Raw genomic sequence first — 20519 nt, forward strand, 5'->3', positions numbered from 1 at the left:
GCCATCGCCCTTTATGGATATCGAACTTCACCGAGCCTTCGTCTCGCATTTTCAACAGGAGGGACTGGCAAGCTTCCTCGTTCGCGACGTTGGCGCGTTTCATGACTTCGTAGACTTTGAGCGGCTTCTCCCGAAGCGCCATCAGGATATTTTCTCGATCATTCAACACGACGAAACTCCTCCTGCCAACAAGCGCGCCAGATCACTGAAAGTACGACAGCTGATCTTCCGTTACGACCCGCTCGACATTCCCCGACTTGCTCTTGATACGGTATCGAAGACGTCCATCTGCTTCGATGGGCATACATTGAACGATGGTGTAAACCATTGCCGGATCAATTACTGCACGTCCTTGTGGACCTTGGGGCTGGTGGCGAACGTCTTCATTCAGCTTATAGGCATATGACATGTGCTCACCTCTAAAGTCGTCTATGGTTGCTCTAGCGTAGAGCATGCTGTGACGCAATGTAACCAAGCGTTCGTATGACAGCTTCGCCGGTGCGCAGGGACCGTTGAGCGAGACGCCCTGCACTTTTGAGGTCGCCGCCTGCGCGACAAGCGTCTATTGGCCCAGGACTCATTTGGATAGTTCCGGACAAATCGCAGGTGCAGGGATCGAGCAATGACCAAACGGAAGCGCTCCGCCGAGCAACAAGTCGCGGATGAAGCAGACCGAAAGGCGCAAAATCCAATCGGGGCGCGGCAAACGATAGCGGACAGCCACGCCGATCCGGAGTTCCAGGAAAACCACAAGCGCCTCAGGGCGGAGCGCCTGGCGCGAGATGCCGATCGAGGAGATTCGACGATGGATACGCTTCAGGCCACGCCGCAAATCACCCCCGCTCCAAGTAACCTGTCGCTTCACGTGGCGGAAGCTGCCGCGGAGGCCGAACGATCTCGTGGCGGAAGGCGATGACGTTTGTAGCTGACGGCGCGTAAGCTCATCTGGACCAATTACGAAGATTTCGCTGATCAAGCGTTAACCTGACATCGCCGGCAACGCGATCTGGAAGGACGTCGCGCAGCGGCTGCTCGACAAGACGTGCCAGCAGCGCACCGGCAGGTATGAAGAAGACGGGTGCTGGCCAGCGTTCGAGACGCCGTAGCCCGCTCCAGATCGCCAATCCGATCTCTTTGCGTCTGGATGTCTGGATGGCCCCGAAGTATCACCCTACGCCCCTGTCGGGCGGCGACCGCAAGGCTCTGACGAAAGAGCTTGGCAAGGCGCGGGCAATGGCCAACATCCTGGCTACCCACCCGGCGGAGATGCAGGCGAAGGGGGAAGCGCTTATCCAGCGGGCCGACAAGTTGTTATTTGAAAGTTGAAACGAACGCATCTGGTCAGACGGCGAGGCGCAACCACCGATACCGAGATTGGGTCCAAGTCGCGATCTGACCAAGATCTCCAAGGGGCGCGCTAAACACAGCGCAACGGCGAAGGCCGTGTGCCATTATCGCGTGTCGACGCGGCCAAGTGACTCGGATAGGCTCAAGACTTGACTATCGGACGCCGCCCCCCGCGGCGCTCCAGGCAGCACGGCAACCGAGCTGCCTGGCAGAATTTCGGAAATTAAATGAACATCAGACTGATTCAATTGCAGAAGCACGGTGATGAGCGTGGCATGCTCATCGCCCTTGAGGACGGCAAGAACGTGCCCTTCGTCATCCGAAGGGTGTACTATCTCTTCGACACCAAAAGCGGCGTTCACCGCGGCCTTCATGCCCATCGAAATCTACGGCAGCTTGCCGTCGCGATGCGCGGTTCGATGACGTTCCGCTTGAGCGATGGATTCAGCCGCAAGGAAATTGTCTTGAATAATCCGGCCCAAGGTCTGTTGCTCGATTGTATGATATGGCGTGAAATGCGCGACTTTAGCGAGGACTGCGTATTGATGGTTCTTGCTGACCAGCTCTACGATCCAACCGACTATATTTGGGACTACGACGAATTTTGCCGACTTGCTCAGGAGGGCGCTCGACGGTGAAGCCTCTCATCCTGATCGGCGCCGGCGAGTTCGCCCTGATCGCGCTCGAATATTTCACCCATGATTCCGAGTACGACGTTGCCGCCTTTTGCGTTGAACGTGAATATCTCAAGCAAGCGGAGATCGAGGATCGGCCGGTCGTACCTTACGAGGAAATCGAAACCCATTTCCCTCCCGCGACGTTTGAGGTGTTCGTCGCGATTCCATCCTCCGGGCTGAACAGATTGCGGACGCGTTTCTATCTGGATGCAAAGCAAAGGGGCTACCGCTTCGCCACCTACGTGAGTTCGCACGCTTTTGTCTGGCGCAATGCGAAGATCGGCGAAAACACCTTTATCTTCGAGAACAATGTCATTCAACCGTTCGTCACCATAGGAAACAACTGTATTCTGTGGAGTGGCAATCACGTTGGGCACCGAACAGTGATCCGAGACCACGTCTTCGTTGCATCACACGCAACCATTTCAGGTTACTGCGAAATCGGCGAGAGCTCTTTTATCGGCGTAAACGCAACGATCAACGATTTCGTCAAAGTTGCCGAGAACTGCGTCATAGGATCGGGCGCCCTTATCGCTCGGGACACAGAGCCCGACCGGATTTATGCGAGTTCGCCCGCCCGAGCCGTACCGGGGAAGTCGAGCTTCGACGCAGGCCTCTAAAATGTTCGCATGGGAGAAGAAAGGGCTCGTCTTCGACGTGGCGAAGCACGGAGTGGGCGGATGGATGGATAACTCCGCGCTAACGCCTACGCCCTTTCGCATCAACGATGAGATCATCCGGGTCTTCGCGGGATTTCGCGACAGCGCGGGGGTGAGCCGGATCGGTTATGTCGACGTTTGCGCCGACAACCCGACTCGTATCGTCTCGGTATCGCGCGAGCCGGTGCTCGATATCGGCCGGGCAGGCTGCTTCGACGACAACGGAGTGATACTGGGCGACGTCGTCACCGGACCGGGCGGCCTCTACATGTTCTATGTAGGGTTTCAACTGGTCGCGAAGGCCAAGTTTCTAGCCTTCAGCGGAATGGCCAAGTCCGTGAATGGCGGCGACAGCTTCGCCAGGGTTTCCGAGGCTCCAATTCTCGATCGCGCACCTGGCCAGACCACGATTGGCGCCATCCACTCCGTCATGTTCGAACGAGGACTCTGGAAGATCTGGTACGCGAGTGGTGACGATTGGCAGTTGATCCAGGGTCTGCCCTATCCCCGATACCACATCCGCTACACCGAGGTTCGTGATCCGCTCGCGGTGCCCCGCACCGGAACCACTTGCCTGGTCGCCCAAGGCGATGAATACCGGATCGGTCGTCCAAGGGTTTATCGCATTGGCGGACAATACGTGATGTACTTCACCAAAGGCACGATCACCGGAGATTATCTCGCTGGGCTTGCATACTCGCGGAACGGAATCGACTGGGACCGGAAGGATGACGAAGTGGGAATTGGGCTGAGCCCGACCGGCTGGGATTCGCGAGCGCTGTGCTATCCGGCCATCATCCGACATCGCGATGCGCTCCTCATGTTCTACAACGGCAATGACATGGGACGAGACGGTTTCGGCTTGGCTCTGGCCCCCAGCGACCTCGAAGAACCGGCAGGATGAGCCGATGATCGAGATACGTCCTTTCGAAGCGGCCTATGCACCGATTTGGAATACGGTCGTATTACAGTCCCGGTCTGGCAACTTACTGCACTTGCGCCACTACATGGAATATCATGCCGACCGGTTCGTTGATCAATCGCTGATCGTTGTTCGAAAGGGCCAGCCGGTCGCGGTGTTTCCCGCGAGCCAGGACGGTGAAGCGATCGTCAGCCATGGCGGCCTTTCGTACGCGGGGTTAATCTCGACGCCGGCCTTGCGCGCGGAGGCCACGTTGGCTGCGCTGGAGCATATCGCGACGCATTATCGGCAGCGCCGCTACACCAAGCTTTTGTACAAAGCGATACCGCACGTATTCCATCGTTATCCCACCGAAGAGGACCTCTACGGATTGTTCCGGTTGGGCGCTCGGCTGGTTCGTCGCGATCTTTCCTCCGTCATCGATATTGGCCGGATGGCAGCTTTCCCCAGCTTGCGGACGAGGTCGGTCAGCAACGCCAAGAAGAAAGCTATCACTGTCGGTCGTGGCACCGATCTCGAGACGTTTCACGGTATGCTCAGCGAGAGAGCCGAACAACTCGGCAGGATGCTCACACACAGCGCAGCAGAACTGCGGCTTCTCTCGACCCGCTTCCCACAGGAAATCGTTCTCCACGAGGCACGGGACGACGACGGGCGGTTGCTCGCGGGCGTCCTGATATATGATTTCGGTCCAACCGTACACACACAGTACATTGGCGCTTCTGACACCGGACGAGCGATGTCTGCGCTTGATGTGCTCTTGATCGAACTCATTGATCGAACCTACGCAGACCGGCGCTTTTTCAGCCTCGGAATCTCCACCGAGCATTCTGGCCGTTTCCTTAACGAAGGGCTGGTCACACAAAAGGAGCGCTTTGGTGCGCGTGCCGTCACGCATGATTTTTATGAACTGGACCTTTAGATGACGACTCCGTTTCTGAGTCTCAAATCCGTCAATGCGCAGTACGCCGACGAGCTGAAAGCCGCAGCAGGCCGCGTCATCGACTCCGGCTGGTACATTCTCGGTGACGAGCTCGTCTCCTTCGAGCGTGAATTTGCCGACTATTGCCAGTCCCGATTCTGCATTGGGGTAGGAAATGGTCTCGACGCGCTAAGCCTCATCCTTCGAGGCTACAAAGTGCTGGGGATTCTCGACGAGGGCGACGAGGTCATCGTGCCGGCCAACACCTTCATTGCGTCGCTTCTCGCGATCTCCGAGAACCGCATGCGTCCGTTGTTGGTCGAGCCGGATCCCGCCACGTATAACCTTGATCCCGCGGCGGTCGAGAAGGCGATCACGTCGCGCACCCGGGCTATCATGGCCGTCCACCTCTATGGTCAGATTTCGGGGATGAATGAACTCGTGGCAATTGCCCGTCGTCACGGGCTTCTGCTGATCGAGGATTGCGCACAAGCGCATGGTGCAATGAGCAACGGCGTGAGGGCCGGCGCTTTTGGCGATGCAGCGGGTTTCAGCTTCTTTCCCGCCAAGAATCTCGGCGCACTCGGCGATGGCGGCGCGGTGATCACCGGCAACGAGGTCCTCGCCGAGCAAATCGCAACCTTGCGCAACTACGGCTCCCGGACCAAGTATCACAACCTTTATCAAGGCGTGAACTCGCGCCTGGATGAAATGCAAGCTGCCTTGTTGCGTGTGAAGCTAAGATATCTCGATACTGAAAACGCCCTCCGGCGAAATGTCGCCGAACGGTATCTGGCCGAGATCCGCCACCCTTGGATCGAGTTGCCACAACCGGCCACCACAGACGAAGCTCATGTCTGGCACCTCTTCGTGATCCGCAGTTCGCGACGAGATGCACTGCAGCTTCACCTGGAGCGCCACGGCATTCGCACGCAGGTGCACTACCCCGTTCCACCACATAAGCAACCGGCCTATGCAGCGCTGAACGGCCTTGTATTACCGGTGACAGAGGCCATTCATCGGGAGGTGCTGAGTCTTCCGATTGGGCCGACGATAGTGATGGAAGACGTAGATAAAGTCATTACCGCATGCAACAGCTTCTAGCGGAGCACACATGAGTATCCTCCGCTCGGGTGCGCTTTCTGCAATCGCTACGGCAGCTCGTCTCATCTCCGGTCTTGTGATCATCAAGCTCGTAGCCTTGTTCGCCGGCCCGGAAGGGGTGGGAAAGTTTGGCCAATTCATGAGTCTCACGGCACTGCTCGCTGTTCTCGGCAGCGGCGGGATCACGACCGGTGTCGCCAAATACGTCGCGGAATATCGCACCGATCCCGACAAGCTGAGCCGCCTTCTCGGCGCCAGCGCACACTATGTGCTTGTAGCCGCGTGTCTAGTGTCAGCGCTAACGTTCATTTTGTCGGCTCCACTGTCGTTGTGGCTGTTCGACGACATACGCTATCGCAACCTGGTGTGGGCACTGGCGGCCGCGCAGCCGGCGATCGCCGCCGGCAACTACATAATCGCCGTCCTCAACGGACTGATGGACGTCTCGCGCGTCGCCACCGCCTATGTCGTGGCATCCTCGTTGGCAGTCATTTTAACGGGCACTCTCGCTTATTCCTTTCGGCTCCACGGAGCCATTCTTGCACTGGTGCTGGGTCAGGCGGCCGTGCTGATGATCAGCCTTCCGTTGATCAGGCGCAGCCCGCACTTCGACGCATCGATTCTCAAGCGTCCTTTCGAGCGGGTTATGACCTCTCACCTCGCCGCCTACTCCACCATGACACTATCGTCCGCTCTGTTGAGCCCATTGGTCAGCATCGGGATTAGGAACTATCTGGCGGGGCGCTTTTCCTGGGAGGAGGTTGGGTACTGGCAGGCCGTCGGCAAGATATCAGAAGCATATCTGGCGTTTTTCACGGGCTGGGTCGGCGTCTACTATCTTCCGAGATTGTCCGCTATCGGCAACCGCAAAGCGTTCGTGGTCGAACTGCGGAAAGCCTATACGCACGTGTTGCCCATGGCCGCGGCGATCGCGACCATGATCTACATTCTGCGCTACACGATAACGACGCTTGTCTTCGGCGAGCAGTTCGCGGCGGCGAGTTCGCTGTACGGGCCGCAACTTCTCGGAGACGTTCTCAAGGTCGGCTCCCAACTCTTGGCCTATATCATGATGGCCAAGGCGATGAAGGGCGCATTCATAACCTCAGAAATATTCTTCAGCGCCAGCTATGCGGTTCTGGTGTACTTTTTCACTGACTGGTTTGGCTTGGTGGGCTCGATGTATGCTTTTGCGATAAACTACGCATTATATCTTGTCTTTTCCGTCGTTCTGGCCCGCATCTACATTCTGCGCATGTAGTTTAAGGTTCGTACAGCTCTTACACCAGCCAAGTCCCTATGTGCTTCACGTCTTCGTCGCCACTTGTGTCGTTGTTGATCCCGGCTTTCAACCACGAGAAGTTCGTGGGGGATTGCCTTGCCAGCGCCTTGGCAGACCCCTACCCCAACAAGGAACTGATAATTATCGACGACGGCTCGGTTGACCGTACCCCGGACATCATCGAAGCGTGGGCGGAAATGCACCGCTCCGTGATAAGAGTCGATTATCTCAGGCGACCCAACCGGGGTATCGCGGCGACACTGAATGAACTCGCTGCACGTGCTAACGGCGATTTCCTGAGGCTCGGGGCCAGCGATGACTGTTTCATGGCTGGCGGGTTGCAGGCACAGGTTGAATACCTTCTGGACCATCCAGACAAGCTGGCGGTCATCGGCGACTGCACCGTCGTCGATGCCACGGGCGACAGGTTGCACGACAGTGCCATGGTCGACCTGTACCGGGTAGACAAAGCTGCATACGCTTCCGACAGCGGGATCCGCCGCCAAATCATTAGCCGATGGGCAATCAGTGGCCCCTCCACAATGATTCGTCGGGAAGCCCTTTCAGAGGCAGGTGAATGGAGCGAAGATCTCCGGATCGACGACTGGAGCTTCTTTCTCCGGTTGGCTGCTCTCGACCGACTTGGTTTCATCGACGCGAAAGTCGGCGCTTATCGAATTCACGACGACAACACATCCCGAACGCGCAATGTCGCGAGGCGCATTGCCAATCTTTCGGATGCCATCAAAACAGCTCGTCGGCACCTACCTCTTTTCGGTCGGTCGGATCAGGCGTTATTGGCCGCGCAATCCAACCTGATCGCAGCCAAGATTTCTTTTCTTGAACGACGCCCGGTTTCTCTGGTGGCGAGCATGATTCGATTCATGCTGCTGAGCGCAAGGGCGCACATGCATGCGAGGATCGATCGTTGGGGGAAGCGGCCATGAAAGCCCTTCTTCGCTATCCGTCATTCTATTTCACAGTCCCGATGTTCGTTTCGTGCCTGGTGACGCTGGCCTGCTTCAGGTTGCCGGACAACTACCTTCCGGGAATTTACCTATTGGCAGGCGTGTCGGCCGTGTTTGTTGTAGTCGATAGCGTCATTCAGATACGCCTGCCGCCAGGAAGCACGTTCGCGGCAATGCAATTCGTAGGCACACGCGAAGGACTCGTCGCCGCTGTCTTCGGCATGATTATCATCGCCTTCTGTCTTATCGACGTCACGCTCTTTCCGATCCCGCTGATCGTGGATCCTTCCTCTTACGCAACATTGGAAGATGGGCGGGCCGCCATCCGCCATGTCTCCTACATGAGCTGGACTCTCCCTCCGATCGCGCTGCTTTGTCTGCGGAACAGAACGTCACGCTATTTGTTCATCCTGGTTGGTTTCATTTTCCCCATCCTCGTTATCGACCGCAACAGGCTGTTGGCTGCCCTGTTCTCTACCCTCGTCGTTTTGGCTCTTCGGAAAAAGACAACTGCTCCCTTACCTTGGGTTACTATTGCGCTGCTAACTACAATTGTCGCCGCGACGTTCTCGGTACTTGGCATTATACGGACTGGCTCGCTGGACTTCCTGCCGCTCCCCTTCAGTGACTTTTTCCAAAGCTCGCCGCCGGCCCTGAAGTGGCTGTTCCTCTATGCAAGTGCGGGCACCTACAACTTCAGCGCTATTCTGGCGAAGAACTATCACAATGCCGATTTTCTCTTGAACCAGCTCGTGCCACTCCGCGGATCGATAGCGACACTCGGCACGGACATTCCACTAGACGCACAAACCATCAACGTCGGCACGGAATATTTCCCGTTTCTTATGGCCCTTGGTTGGCCTGGGGCCCTTGGTGCCATCCTCGCGCTTTACGCGATGCTGGTGTTAAGCGTCACGCTGCTTTGCTGGCGGATAACTCCATTTTTGATATTGATCTTCCTGCGCATGTCTTACGTGTGCGTCATGGCTCCTTTTGCTCCGCAGGCCTTCACATGGAGCAGCTTCGCGTTTGTACTTCTGTGTCTGTTGTGCCACTGTTTCGCGATAACTTTGCCTACGGCCGCGACGCGATACCAATGACCAAAACGCCAACATTATCGATTTCGATCGTGACCTACCGATCTGACGTCGGAGCGTTTCGCAAGGCTTTGCTCGCGCTTCATCGTGCCTTGGCGGTCGCCTCTGAAGCATATCCTCTCTCGACCACTCTGTTCATTGTCGACAATTCATGCGACCCGGCCTGGTCGAACTGCCTTGAGGCAACGATGCTGCAAGCATTCCCCGAGACGGCGACCGCGCGTGCCGAGTTCATCAAGTCGACATCGAACTCCGGCTACGGGCGAGGCAACAACATCGCCATCGAGAAAGCGCGCTCGGATTACCACTTGGTTTTGAATCCGGACGTCTACCTGGAGTCCGATGCACTCCGCGGAGCGATTTCCTACATGGAGCACAACCATCAGGTCGGACTGCTTTCACCAGCCGTATATGGTAGCGACGGGCGTCGTCACCACATATGCAAGCGCGATCCGGACCTTCTCGTGATGACTCTTCGCGGCTTCTGCCCGAGCCGGCTCCGGAGCTTTTTTCAGCGGCGGCTCGATCTTTTCGAAATGCGGGACCGTGACTACGCGCAGATAATCACCGACGTCCAGTACCCAACTGGCTGCTTCATGTTCTTCCGCACCCGCGACCTGAAGCGAATCGGCGGCTTCGATCCCCGCTTCTTTCTGCATTTTGAGGATGCAGATGCCGGCAGACGGCTTCGTCAGATCGCAGCCATCCACTATTTGCCGAGCGTTCAGGTCGTTCACGATTGGGCGGGAGGAGTACGTCAGTCCTGGCGTCGTCGGTGGCTGGCGGCGAAATCGGGCATCATTTACTTCTCGAAATGGAATGGAGCTCTTGGCGCCTCAGAATCCGTAGCCATGCCCAGACCTGAGTTGCGAGAGAAGCGATGACAGAAGATGAAGTTCAATTGGTCGAAATCTTCCGGGTTCTGGCGCGTCGCAAAGCCTGGCTATTCGGGGTCCCTCTCGCAGCCATGGTTTGCGCCTTGATTGCTGTTCTTCTGTTGCCTCAAGAATGGGAAGCTTTGGCTGTTGTTCGGATCGGCCATACTGGCCAAGCTCAGGGCGATCGGCTGATCGAGCCGGTGGCCAGCAGCATCGAGCGACTGCAACTACGGCCGTTCCAAGACGAAATCCTGAAAGCCCTTGCGCAGCCTGTCGATGGCTCCGGGGGGAAACTCTATCGCCGGAGCATCACCGTTACGGCGGTCCCGGGTGCGGATGATCTCGTCCGCATCAAGGTACGTGGCTATACGACAGGAGAAGCTCGACAGTTAGCGCAAAGCAACACCGACGCACTGATTGCGATTCATCGCGGAATGCAGCAACCCGCGATCGATCTGATGCGATCGCAATTGGATCAAATCCTCGGAGCATTGCAAGAAGCGAGCAGTATCCGAAGCGAGCTGGGACACAATGCTGTTGCTCGCAACACGGAGGCTACCGCAGCAGACGCTCTTCAAATAAATGTCGTTCAATCGGCCATGAACACGGAACTCAATGCTCTTCGCCAGATCAAACTCAACGTCTCTGAACGGCTGAGTCCGGTTCACACCTTTCCCACCGCATTGCTCGACGAAGTCTCTGTTTCCGATAGAGCCGTCTTCCCAAACAGACTTCTCATTTTTGCGCTGGCCGGAATCGTTGGCCTTGTCTTGGGAATCCTTGCCGCCCTGATACGAGACTACGTTTTTCGAGCACTGACGGAACAGAGTCCCGCGCTCGTGGGGTCCAGGTGAGCCGCTACAGGTTCAGCAGGAGGAGTTGGCTTCGGAGGGGACGGAGGCAGATCCGCAGGGATAAGCCGTTTCCGAAAGGTGGCGCTTGGATGCGGCGCGCATCAATCCAACTTGTGGGTTGAAGGCCGAGAAATGTCTTCTTACCATTTGCTTGCTCGTTCATGGGGATGCAAATGGGTGATGTCAGGTTGAATTTCGGCTGGCCAAGGAGAAGTGCGTAAGGGCAGATTTCAGGCCGTGTTGGTGATGGCCTTCCAATCGGCCATAGCTTTGAGACGATGAAGATGGGTGGGGAAAGCGCGCCGTTTTGAGCGGGGCGGGACGAAATGGTTTCTGATTGCGGAAAAGACCGAACCAAAGCGCTGAAGGTTAATCGACGACCGAAAGCCTTGCATCGCCCGCTCGCGCTTTCGGATCGGCAGGTGCGAATTCTCGGCCCGATTGTTCAGGCCTTTGTGTGATCGGTGCTCGACATCGGGCATGACCTGTCGTTTCGCAGCGCCATAGGACCGAAGCTTGTCGGGGATGATGCGTTTCGGTACCAGCCCCTGCTTCTTGAGCAAGCGCGCCAGTAAGCGCTTCGCCGCGTTGTTGTCGCGGCGGTCCTGAACGATCTCGTCGAACACGTAGCCGTCATGGTCGACAGCCCGCCACAGCCAGCGCTTCTTGCCGCAAATCGAGATTACGACTTCATCGAGATGCCAGATGTCGTGCCGCGAAGCCAGCTTGCGGCGAAGCCGGTGGACATACCCAGGGCCGAACTTCCTGGCCCAGCAGCGCACCGTTTCATACGAGACCATGATGCCGCGTTCCAGCAACATCTCCTCGACCAGGCGCAGGCTCAGCGGAAACCGATAATACAGCCACACAGCGTGGGCGATGACTTGGGGCGGAAAGCGATGACGTTTGTAGCTGACGGCGCGGAAGCTCATCTGGACCAATTACGAAGATTTCGCTGATCGAGCGTTAACCTGACATCGCCGATCCAAGGCCTCCAATTCCCGTCGGAAGACTGGCAGAGTGAGAAGCGCTTCGATGTCGGACTCCCTAATCTTCTAGATCTCCGACGGAAAGAAGCCGTGCACTCTTAGCTCAAATAGCTCAAGAATTGAGTAGATGATCTCGTGCGCCACTCGACGCTCGTCTGTCGCCATTTCTACGCTGCTGTAAGCACCGCCTTCTACAAAAGCAGTCATTGGTCGGCGACGCCGCAGGTCGGAAATTCGGTCCGAATATTTAAGGAAGATATCAGCTCCCAAACGCCGATTGTTGGTGTACAGCGCTGTGAATATAGCGATACATCCAATGATGACGGTCCCAAGAGTCATAAATCTAAGAATGTGATCAATCACCGAAAAATCTCCCTCTTCACGACGTTGCGTTTGGAACCAGATGAAAATCAAATTGCGCGCAGCGTTGCTGACGCGTCGAAGGCATAAGCCACTCACGCGCCTGACATCAGCAAGGGTGCAGCAACACGGCAAAGACAGCGCAACGGCCCAGTATTGTTATATCTGCCCGGAGCCTTCTCCCCCTCCAAGCCGTCAACCCTCCGGCAGGACGCAGCTACGAACGAAACGTGCGGCGATACACCGCGGGAGGCATTCCTGTGGCCCGCCGGAACGCACGGGTAAAGCGTTGAGGCTCAAAGCTGCGACCAAGACGGCAGCCATGATACGAAGGATCGGCATATTCTCATCTTTCGTTGGCGCACGCATTCCTTCTCAAGGACGAGTAGATTGGCGCGATAGGCGCGACCTCACTGCGTCCTCGTTCGGGGCGATCACGCCGACTTTTGCTACGTCAGAGGGATGGACGGCTTTAGGAACGCGAAAGCTTGGATCTAGGAAGATGGCATCGGGAGGCTGCAACGTCTTTCCCCTGCTTGCGGTCATTTTTGCCGTTCTTGCTTGGACCGCAGACTTTTATGGCCATGATCATTGCGTCGCGCCGGATCGGCGTCATTACCGCGCCGGTCACGCCATTTGGCGGGGATAAGCGAGGCGCCGCTCAGCGGTGCCATGCAGCACGCCCTCAAGGTAGGCGCGGCGCAGTCCGTGGGCGTGCGGGAAGTCGAGATGGGGCTCCATCCACTTCCATCCCTCGGCAGCCCGTGGGGCGTCCGCCTCCCGGCCAAGCCGTGCTGTCACCAAGAGATCGAGCCGCGCCAGGCCTTCCAGATAGCCGCCGCGATCCTCGGTGAAGAGGTCCCGCAGAATCGTACCGCCCGCCTCGATGTAGGCCTCGAGCCCGACAAACCGCGCGCGGCGATCCGTCGCGGCGACATGAGTTTCGGTGAGCAAACGGCGGATGGTACTGGCATCGCGGTCGTAGGACAGGCGTTCATAAACGCTTTCCTGCCGCGCCTGATCGTCGGTGATGCGATATGGAAGACCTCGCAGGCATTCATAAGCGGCTATCCTTTCTCGGGATCGAGATCCGCGCGGTCCATGAAGGCGTCGTCAATACCGTGCTGGTCGGCCTTCGCGGTTTGGTCGGACAACTCTATCGCGAAGACAACGCACATAAAGTGCGTCGCGGTCTGGCCGGGCGGATCAAACAGGGCTTGGCTGGAGGCGGCCCGACATACGGATATGCCGCGATCGCCGGAAGAAGCGGCGAGCGCGCCATCGTCGAGGCCGAGGCACAAGCTGTTCGGCGCATCTTCCAGGAATACGTCGAGGGTCGAACCCCTCGCGAAATTGCGCACGATCTCAACAAGGACGGGGTATCACCTCCGCGAGGCCGAGCATGGAATGCTTCGACGATCAACGGCAACCTTGAGAGGGGAGCCGGCATCCTGCAGAACGAGCTTTATGTGGGACGTCTCGTTTGGAACGAGGTCAGGAAGGTGAAGGATCCTGACACGGGAAAACGACTGTCACGCCCGAACCCGCGGAGTGAGTGGCAGGTTGCTGACGTGCCGCATCTTGCAATTATCAAACCCGAACTGTTCGCAGCGGCTCAGAAGCGCAAAGAAGAGCGCGGTCATACCCATCCCAGCCATCAACGTCGGCCACGCCGGATGCTGTCTGGTCTGCTCCGTTGCAGTGCGTGCGGCGCCGGTATGTCGACCAATGGCAAGGACAAATCGGGGCGCGTTCGCATTCGATGCTCAGCTGCGACGGAGAGCGGCACGTGCTCTGACCCAAAGACCTTCTATTTAGACACAGTTGAGAGCGCGGTTCTCAGTGGTTTGCGGGCCGAGTTGCGTGCGCTGAAAGTTATTGCGGAGGACGTGCGTACTTACCTAGAAGAACGAAACGCCTCGGAATCACATCGAATGCAAAGAGGCAGCGTCTCGAACAGCAGCTCGGGCAGTTGAATCGGGAAATCGAACGGTTAGTGGACACGATTGCAAAAGGGCACGGCGACCCATCCGTTCTCGGTCCGCAATCGACTGCCCTGGATGTCAAACGAAAGCGGATATCTGAAGCGTTGCAGAGCGAACCGCCGGCCGCAAAAGAGGTCGCGCTGCATCCAGCTATTCTCAAGCGATATGAGGAACAGCTAGATCGGCTCGAGGAGGCGCTAACGAAGGGTATCCGTTCGGGCGACGGAGAGGCCGCCGAAGCCATCAGAGACCTGATCGACACGGTCACCGTCTTCCGAGATCCATCACGCCTCGGTGGCGTCACGGTGGAGATATCTGGCCCGTTAAACGCCCTGTTGGGCGAAAAAGCTTTCCCGAACCAAGTCAAAGGGGTGTGGGGAAAGATGGTAGCGGGAGAGGGACTCGAACCCCCGACCCCAGGATTATGATTCCCGTGCTCTAACCAGCTGAGCTACCCCGCCACAGGGTCACGAGGGCCGAAACAGGCCGATCTCGCGAACGCGCGGCATATAAAGAAGGGGGCGGCGGGAAGTCAAGCAAAGTGCTCCGCCTTTTCCGCCTTCGCTGAGGCCACGGCGGGATGTGCCGCCTTGTGAATATGGCCTTTTTTATCGCTGAAGCCGTCATGGCCGGGCTTGTCCCGGCCATCCACGCCTTCGTTGCCCCGGCCAAAGAACGTGGATGCCCGGGACAAGCCCGGGCATGACGGAGATTGGGACGCGGAACAGGCCTTATTTCGGCCGGACCGTGGGGTCGCCGCCGGGGCTGCCGGGAGGCGGGATGACGGGCATGCTGCCGTCCGTGCTCGGCGCGGGGGCGTGCATGTCAGGGTCGACGCCGGCGGGCGGGCAAAGCACGCCGTCGGATTTTGCCAGCTTGTCACCGAGCGGTTCCCGGGACTGGCCGGTGGTGATCCCGTCCGGCGCGGTGGCGCGGTTCGGGCGATCCTGCGGCGTGCAGTCGGCGGCACGCTGGGTGGATTGCGGCGCGGTCGCTTGCGGCGGCGTTGCAGGTCGCGGCGGGGCCTGCGCGATCGCTGGCGCGGAGGCGGCGATCAGGAGGCTGGCCAGGATGATGTTTGCTGTGGTGCGCATGGACAGGAAACGCGCGAGGCGCACGCCCTGTTCCAGCCTCTGAACATTACGATTTGTGGTAGCGGATCAGCGAGAAATGGCCCATCGGCGGCATGGGGCGGCGCTCGGCCAGCGTGACGCCGCCGTGCTTTGCGGCCCAATTCGCCAGACGCTGCCACGGGAATTCCGGACGCCAGCCGAGGCGGCGGGCGAGTGGCGCAAACGCTAGCTCGGAGAGCTTGCGAAAACCCCTTTCGGCGCCGATGTGGTTGACGAGGATGAGCTCGCCGCCGGGCTTGAGCACGCGCACGAACTCGTCGAGCGTGCCTTCGGGATCGGGCACGGCGGTGATGACATATTGCGCGACCACCGCATCGAAGGCGGCGTCGGGAAATGCGAGATTCTTCGCGTCCATCACCGAGAGCACTTCGACGTTGGAGAGGCGAAGGGCCCGCACGCGCGCTTGCGCCTTGCGCAGCATCGGCTCGGAAATGTCGACGCCGCAGATCTTTGTGGTGCGCGAATAATCCGACAGCGACAGGCCGGTGCCGACGCCGACGTCGAGGATGCGGCCGCCGATGCGGTCGGCCTCCGCGATGGTCGACTGCCGTCCGGCATCGAACACCTTGCCGAACACAAGATCATAGACCGGCGCCCAGCGGCCATAGGCCTTCTCGACCCCGGCCCGCGAGATGTCTGCTGCCATGCCCCCTGCCCTAAATCTTCTCAGCCGCGCACGGCTTCGGCGAGCGGACGCGCGGTGTGGCCTGCGACCTTCGCCGCGGCGCTCTGGATAAAACCGCCGCCGAGCACGTGCGCCTGGCCGCTGGGCGCGTCGTAGAACACGCAGGCCTGGCCGGGCGAGACGCCCTCTTCGCCGGCAACGAGCTCAACCTCGTAATGGCCGTTCGCGCCGCGCAGCCAGGCCGGCTGCGGCGCGCGCGTGGAGCGCACGCGGACGAACAGCTCGAGGCCCGAACCGATGGCGCGGTCGATGTCGCCGCCGCCGATCCAGTTGACGTCGCGCAAGGTGATGCGGTGCATCTTCAGCGCATCGCGCGAGCCGACGACGACGCGGCGGTTGGCGGCGTCCAGGCGCACCACGTAGAGCGGTGCAGCGGCCGCGATGCCGAGGCCGCGGCGCTGGCCGATGGTGAAATTGGCGATGCCGTGATGCTGGCCGAGCACGCGGCCGTCGAGATCGACGATGTCGCCGGGGTCCATCGCGTTCGGACGCAGACGGGTGATGATGTCGGTGTAGCGCCCGGTCGGCACGAAGCAGATGTCCTGGCTGTCGTGCTTGTCGGCAACGGAGAGACCGAAGCGGCGCGCGAGCTCGCGCGTCTCGGGCTTGGTCATGTCTCCGAGCGGGAAGCGCAGGAAGTCGAGCTGCTCCTGCGTGGTCGCGAACAGGAAATAGCTCTGGTCGCGATCGCTGTCGGCCGCACACACCAGCGCGCGCGAACCGTCATCGCGGCGGCGCGAGGCGACGTAATGGCCGGTGGCGAGCGCCTGCGCCCCTAACTCACGCGCGGTCTTCAGCAGGTCGCGGAATTTGACCGAGCGGTTGCACTCGATGCACGGCACCGGCGTCTCGCCGAGCGCGTAGCTGTCGGCAAAGTTGTCGATGACGGACTCGCGAAAGCGGTCCTCGTAGTCGAGCACGTAATGGGGAATGCCGAGCTTGGCGGCGACGTCGCGGGCGTCGTGGATGTCCTGGCCTGCGCAGCAAGCGCCCTTGCGGTGGGTGGCAGCGCCATGATCGTAGAGCTGCAGCGTGATGCCGACGACGTCATAGCCCTCCGCCTTCAACAGCGCAGCCGTCGTCGAGGAATCGACGCCGCCCGACATGGCAACGACGACTCTGGTGTCCTCGGGACGGCCTTCGAGATCCAGACTGTTGAGCATGGGTTTTACGAGTTGACGGCGGCGTTCGGTGATCCGCGATTTCTGTGCCTTTGACCGGGACATCGGCGATCCCCGGGAACTTCGGTTCCCGAAGGGCAGCGCGGCTTGCCCGGTCGAAAGCGGCTGAGAGCACCCTTTAATATAGGCGGCATTCCGGTGAAGCAATCGCACCGGTCGAAAGCTTAGGGCAATTCTTGCCGGGGCGGCAGAATTGACGGGGCTGGAAGGGCACCGGCAAAGGTGGCACCAAACAATCAAGATATTGATTTCATTATATAAATTATCACATCGCGAGATTGGCCCGCTCCTTGCTGACCTCCTGACCCGAAGATGTTTTCAAGGGGTCGCCTGTGGTTGGTGTGACGTCAGACGTAGCGGCAAGTGCGCCGGCCTCCAGCGCGCAGCAAAAGCCTGCCCGGTCGCAGACCAAGGACCAGACGCCGAGCGACTCCTTCGGTGCCCTGGTCGACAGCAACACCCAGGCCATCAGCAACAGCGCCTCGTCCTCGAGCCAGGACAACGCGCCGCGACGCGGTGACTCGTCCTCGTCGTCGTCCTCCTCGTCCGACCGGAGCACGCGCGACTCGTCCTCGAGCGACCAATCCTCGCAGAACCAGGCGAGCAGCAGCACCGACTCCTCGACGCAGGCGGCGAGCAATACGCCGGCCGATCCGACCAACGCGACGACCAAGACCAAAGACAAGTCCGACGCCTCCGCCACCAAGGCGGGCGACAAGTCCGACGATTCGAAGAAGAGTGACAAGACCGACGGCACCACCACCGATGGCCTCGCCGCCGCGGTCGATGCCTCGGCCGCGGCACAGGCCGCCGGAACGCCGGCGACGCCCAATCCGACCGCTTTCCCCGTTGCCGCGCCCGTGCTGCCGGTCGATCCGAACGCGACAGCCAGCCAGGCCGCCAACACCGCCTCCTCGCCGCTGACGATTGCAGCCGCCGGCATCGCCGCCAGCGCCTCGACCGCAGCACAGATCGCCGGCGCCAAGACCGATACGACCGGCAAGACCGACGGCAAGACCACCGACGCCAAGGCCGCGCTGACCGACGCGGCGACCACGACAACGGGTGCGACCGCAACCGATCCCGCGGCCAACGCCGCGCAGCTCACGGCGGTCGATCAGGGCACGCCGAAGACGTCGTTCAAGGCTGCGGCGACCGCGCAAGGACAAACCGACGTTTCCAATATCGGCCAGGACACCGGCAAGACCGCGCAGACTGCGGCCACCGCGCAAAATCCCGCGATTGCGACGACGGCCAACGCCGCCGCGCATCCGCAAGCCGCCAAGCCGCAGACTGATGCAGCTGCTGCCGACGCCAAGGCTGATGCCGCCAATCGCACGGCTGATGCGGCGCCGGCCACGCCGACCACGCATGCGCATGCCGACACGCAAGCCGTTGCCGCTGCGACGACCGACGCCAGCACGCAAGCGGCCAACGCCGTGCAGGCGCCGCTGACCAATACGACATCAACGGCCACCGCTTCCACCGCGACGCTGACCGCGACCGCGGCGACTTCGAACGCCGTGCCGATCAGCGGCATTCCGGTCGAGATCGCGGCCGCCGCGCGCTCCGGCAAGACCCGCTTCGACATCAGCCTCGATCCGGTCGATCTCGGCCGCATCGACGTGCGCATCAATGTCGACCGCAACGGCCAGGTCACCTCGCATCTCACCGTCGAGAAGCCGGAGACGCTGCAGATGCTGCGGCAGGACGCGCCGCAATTGCAGCGCGCGCTCGACGATGCCGGCCTCAAGACCGGCAGCAACGGGCTCTCCTTCAGCCTGCGCGACCAGAATTCGTCGGGACAGAACTCCGGCCAGAACAATGACAATTCCGGCAATTCCCGCCGGCTGATCATCAGTGACGAGGATTCTGCCGCGGCCGCGCCCGTGAGCCGCAGCTACGGCCGCATGCTCGGATCGAGCAGCGGCGTCGACATCAGAGTGTGAGGAGTATTCGCCAATGACCACCACATCAGGCACCGCACCTTCGGTTGTTTCGGGTACGACCCAGCTTCCAGCGTCATCCTCGTCAAGCTCGAGCCTCGGCTCATCCACGGGCGCGACGCTCGCCGGCAACTTCCAGACCTTCCTGACGCTGCTGACCACGCAGCTGCAGAACCAGAACCCGCTCAGTCCGCTCGACACCAATCAGTTCACCCAGCAGCTGGTGCAGTTCGCCGGCGTCGAGCAGCAGCTCAAGACCAACGACTCGCTGTCGCAGCTCGTCACCTTGCAAAAAACCACGCAAGCGACCCAGGCGCTCGACTACGTCGGCAAGACCGCCGTGGTCGACGGCACCACCGCGACCATGTCGCAGTCCTCGGCGACCTGGCACCTCAACGTGCCCTCCAGCGCGACCGTCGATATTTCCATCGCCAATTCCAGCGGCCAGACCGTGTTTACCGGCAAATATACCGCCGGCGCCGGCAGCGACATTCCCTTCACCTGGAACGGCCAGGGCAATGACGGCACGCAATGGCCGGACGGAAAATATACGATCACGGCGACCGGCAAGGACACCTCGGGCAACAATGTCGGCGTCGCAGCGCAGGTGCAGGGCACGGTGTCGTCCGTCGACCTGACCCAGTCGCCGCCGCTGCTCACGATCGACGGCAACAGCTACACGCTGAGCCAGGTGAAGAGCATCGTCGCCACCAGCAGCAGCTCCGGCAGCTGAGGCGGCGCGCTGAGGCTACAAATACGGTGTCATCCCGGCGAAAGCCGGGATCCATACCGCGTGATGGATCGGTGAGACGCAGGTAACAGTACCGCCGAAGACTTCTCGACTGCGAGACTTCGCCACACTGCCCCCTGTGGTCATGGGTCCCGGCTCCCTGTGCGCGATTGCGCAACTCGGCCGGGGCGACAGTAAAATTAGTAAAATATTTACGAAGACCCCGCTCGGCCCGCTGAAATTGCGTTTTCAGCCCGCCGGGCCGGCCGTGTTCCCGCAAGTTTCAACGAGAATTGTATTGAAGCCTTAGGCTTAGCGGATTTTTAAGCCGCGATGCGTACGGTTGTGGAGTGAGTTCAGTGGTTGAGAGTTTGTGAGTACGCCATGACAGAACCCCATCGCCCGAGGGTAAAATACGTCATCGGGCCGGACGGCAGTCCGCTGACGATTGCAGATCTGCCCGCACCCGGCACCAAACGCTGGGTCATCCGCCGCAAGGCCGAAGTCGTTGCCGCTGTCCGCGGCGGACTTCTCTCGCTCGAGGAGGCCTGCAGCCGGTACACCCTGACGGTCGACGAATTCCTCTCCTGGCAGTTTTCCATCGACCAGCACGGTCTGGCGGGCCTTCGCACCACCCGCATCCAGCAATATCGCCAGTAAGCAATCCGGAAATCTGCTGCTTTTGACGAAAATCGGCCCCGCTTTGCGAGGCCGATTTTTTTCATGTTTCGTTTTGGCGCTACTTTTGTCCGAGCTCTTAACCTTCGTTAACCATATCGAAACCATCACCTAGGCAATAA

22 protein-coding genes, 1 tRNA gene and 1 pseudogene are annotated in these 20519 nt (G+C 59.8%); 17 read left to right on the forward strand and 7 right to left on the reverse strand.

Going from position 1 to position 20519, the window contains the following annotated elements:
* Nucleotides 1-13 precede the first annotated feature (13 nt).
* The 13 genes from ACLFLU_RS33875 to ACLFLU_RS33935 all read left to right on the forward strand — a co-directional run bounded on the left by ACLFLU_RS33875 (nucleotide 14) and on the right by ACLFLU_RS33935 (nucleotide 10710).
* On the forward strand, nucleotides 14-406 hold the full coding sequence (locus tag ACLFLU_RS33875) for a hypothetical protein (protein WP_426409046.1): 393 nt from the start codon (nucleotides 14-16) through the stop codon (nucleotides 404-406).
* Nucleotides 407-622: 216 nt separating this feature from the next.
* Nucleotides 623-916, forward strand: a complete 294-nt coding sequence (locus ACLFLU_RS33880) for a hypothetical protein (protein ID WP_426409047.1) — start codon at nucleotides 623-625, stop codon at nucleotides 914-916.
* Between the two features lie 149 nt (nucleotides 917-1065).
* On the forward strand, nucleotides 1066-1326 hold the full coding sequence (locus tag ACLFLU_RS33885; protein ID WP_426414230.1) for a hypothetical protein: 261 nt from the start codon (nucleotides 1066-1068) through the stop codon (nucleotides 1324-1326).
* Nucleotides 1327-1574: 248 nt separating this feature from the next.
* A complete protein-coding gene (locus ACLFLU_RS33890) occupies nucleotides 1575-1985 on the forward strand; it encodes a sugar 3,4-ketoisomerase (RefSeq protein ID WP_426409048.1) in 411 nt (136 codons plus the stop codon).
* Nucleotides 1982-2644, forward strand: a complete 663-nt coding sequence (locus ACLFLU_RS33895) for an acetyltransferase (protein WP_426409049.1) — start codon at nucleotides 1982-1984, stop codon at nucleotides 2642-2644. Before ACLFLU_RS33890 ends, ACLFLU_RS33895 begins: the two co-directional genes overlap by 4 nt.
* A 1-nt stretch (nucleotide 2645) precedes the next feature.
* A complete protein-coding gene (locus tag ACLFLU_RS33900) occupies nucleotides 2646-3587 on the forward strand; it encodes a glucosyl hydrolase (protein ID WP_426409050.1) in 942 nt (313 codons plus the stop codon).
* 4 nt (nucleotides 3588-3591) lie between these two features.
* Complete coding sequence (locus ACLFLU_RS33905) at nucleotides 3592-4527, forward strand: GNAT family N-acetyltransferase (protein WP_426409051.1); 936 nt, start codon at nucleotides 3592-3594, stop codon at nucleotides 4525-4527.
* Nucleotides 4528-5631: a DegT/DnrJ/EryC1/StrS family aminotransferase gene (locus ACLFLU_RS33910; protein WP_426409052.1), complete on the forward strand. Its 1104-nt coding sequence runs from the start codon at nucleotides 4528-4530 to the stop codon at nucleotides 5629-5631. It begins immediately after the preceding gene.
* A gap of 10 nt (nucleotides 5632-5641) precedes the next feature.
* Nucleotides 5642-6892, forward strand: coding sequence for an O-antigen translocase (locus ACLFLU_RS33915; RefSeq protein WP_426409053.1), 1251 nt, complete (start codon nucleotides 5642-5644; stop codon nucleotides 6890-6892).
* A gap of 74 nt (nucleotides 6893-6966) precedes the next feature.
* Entirely contained in the window at nucleotides 6967-7860 is an 894-nt protein-coding gene (locus ACLFLU_RS33920) for a glycosyltransferase (protein WP_426409054.1), read from the forward strand.
* Nucleotides 7857-8981 (forward strand): hypothetical protein, encoded by a 1125-nt coding sequence (locus tag ACLFLU_RS33925; RefSeq protein WP_426409055.1) that lies wholly within the window; start codon nucleotides 7857-7859, stop codon nucleotides 8979-8981. Before ACLFLU_RS33920 ends, ACLFLU_RS33925 begins: the two co-directional genes overlap by 4 nt.
* On the forward strand, nucleotides 8978-9862 hold the full coding sequence (locus ACLFLU_RS33930) for a glycosyltransferase (protein ID WP_426409056.1): 885 nt from the start codon (nucleotides 8978-8980) through the stop codon (nucleotides 9860-9862). The genes ACLFLU_RS33925 and ACLFLU_RS33930 overlap by 4 nt, the downstream gene beginning before the upstream one ends.
* The gene (locus ACLFLU_RS33935) at nucleotides 9859-10710 is read left to right on the forward strand and encodes a Wzz/FepE/Etk N-terminal domain-containing protein (protein ID WP_426409057.1); all 852 of its coding nucleotides are present in this window, start codon (nucleotides 9859-9861) and stop codon (nucleotides 10708-10710) included. The genes ACLFLU_RS33930 and ACLFLU_RS33935 overlap by 4 nt, the downstream gene beginning before the upstream one ends.
* Nucleotides 10711-10940: 230 nt before the next feature.
* Here the strand turns inward: ACLFLU_RS33935 and ACLFLU_RS33940 are convergent, their stop codons facing one another.
* The 3 genes and pseudogenes from ACLFLU_RS33940 to ACLFLU_RS33950 form a co-directional block, all read right to left on the reverse strand.
* Nucleotides 10941-11642 (reverse strand): IS6 family transposase, encoded by a 702-nt coding sequence (locus ACLFLU_RS33940; protein ID WP_426409058.1) that lies wholly within the window; start codon nucleotides 11640-11642, stop codon nucleotides 10941-10943.
* A gap of 123 nt (nucleotides 11643-11765) precedes the next feature.
* A complete protein-coding gene (locus ACLFLU_RS33945) occupies nucleotides 11766-12062 on the reverse strand; it encodes a hypothetical protein (RefSeq protein ID WP_426409059.1) in 297 nt (98 codons plus the stop codon).
* 675 nt (nucleotides 12063-12737) lie between these two features.
* Nucleotides 12738-13103: pseudogene (locus ACLFLU_RS33950) on the reverse strand (chromosome partitioning protein ParB); the annotation flags it as partial.
* Here ACLFLU_RS33950 and ACLFLU_RS33955 point away from each other — a divergent pair.
* Complete coding sequence (locus ACLFLU_RS33955; protein WP_426409060.1) at nucleotides 13097-14035, forward strand: recombinase family protein; 939 nt, start codon at nucleotides 13097-13099, stop codon at nucleotides 14033-14035. The pseudogene ACLFLU_RS33950 and the gene ACLFLU_RS33955 overlap by 7 nt on opposite strands.
* A 393-nt stretch (nucleotides 14036-14428) precedes the next feature.
* On the opposite strand, the gene ACLFLU_RS33960 is transcribed toward ACLFLU_RS33955, so the two are convergent.
* The 4 genes from ACLFLU_RS33960 to mnmA form a co-directional block, all read right to left on the reverse strand.
* Nucleotides 14429-14505: transfer RNA gene (locus ACLFLU_RS33960), tRNA-Met, on the reverse strand.
* Nucleotides 14506-14775: 270 nt separating this feature from the next.
* Entirely contained in the window at nucleotides 14776-15138 is a 363-nt protein-coding gene (locus ACLFLU_RS33965) for a hypothetical protein (protein ID WP_426414126.1), read from the reverse strand.
* Between the two features lie 46 nt (nucleotides 15139-15184).
* Complete coding sequence (locus ACLFLU_RS33970) at nucleotides 15185-15823, reverse strand: class I SAM-dependent methyltransferase (protein ID WP_426409061.1); 639 nt, start codon at nucleotides 15821-15823, stop codon at nucleotides 15185-15187.
* A 20-nt stretch (nucleotides 15824-15843) separates the two neighbouring features.
* Nucleotides 15844-17025: a tRNA 2-thiouridine(34) synthase MnmA gene (gene mnmA / locus ACLFLU_RS33975; RefSeq protein WP_426409062.1), complete on the reverse strand. Its 1182-nt coding sequence runs from the start codon at nucleotides 17023-17025 to the stop codon at nucleotides 15844-15846.
* Nucleotides 17026-17375: 350 nt separating this feature from the next.
* On the opposite strand from mnmA, the gene ACLFLU_RS33980 reads away from it, so the two are divergent.
* From ACLFLU_RS33980 to ACLFLU_RS33990, 3 genes are all read left to right on the forward strand, one after another.
* A complete protein-coding gene (locus ACLFLU_RS33980) occupies nucleotides 17376-18992 on the forward strand; it encodes a flagellar hook-length control protein FliK (RefSeq protein WP_426409063.1) in 1617 nt (538 codons plus the stop codon).
* 13 nt (nucleotides 18993-19005) lie between these two features.
* Nucleotides 19006-19722, forward strand: a complete 717-nt coding sequence (locus tag ACLFLU_RS33985; RefSeq protein WP_426409064.1) for a flagellar hook assembly protein FlgD — start codon at nucleotides 19006-19008, stop codon at nucleotides 19720-19722.
* Nucleotides 19723-20103: 381 nt separating this feature from the next.
* Nucleotides 20104-20379 (forward strand): DUF1153 domain-containing protein, encoded by a 276-nt coding sequence (locus tag ACLFLU_RS33990; RefSeq protein WP_002714638.1) that lies wholly within the window; start codon nucleotides 20104-20106, stop codon nucleotides 20377-20379.
* The last annotated feature ends 140 nt before the right edge of the window (nucleotides 20380-20519 follow it).

It is taken from the genome of Bradyrhizobium ganzhouense (assembly GCF_049949285.1).
Taxonomy (GTDB): domain Bacteria; phylum Pseudomonadota; class Alphaproteobacteria; order Rhizobiales; family Xanthobacteraceae; genus Bradyrhizobium; species Bradyrhizobium ganzhouense.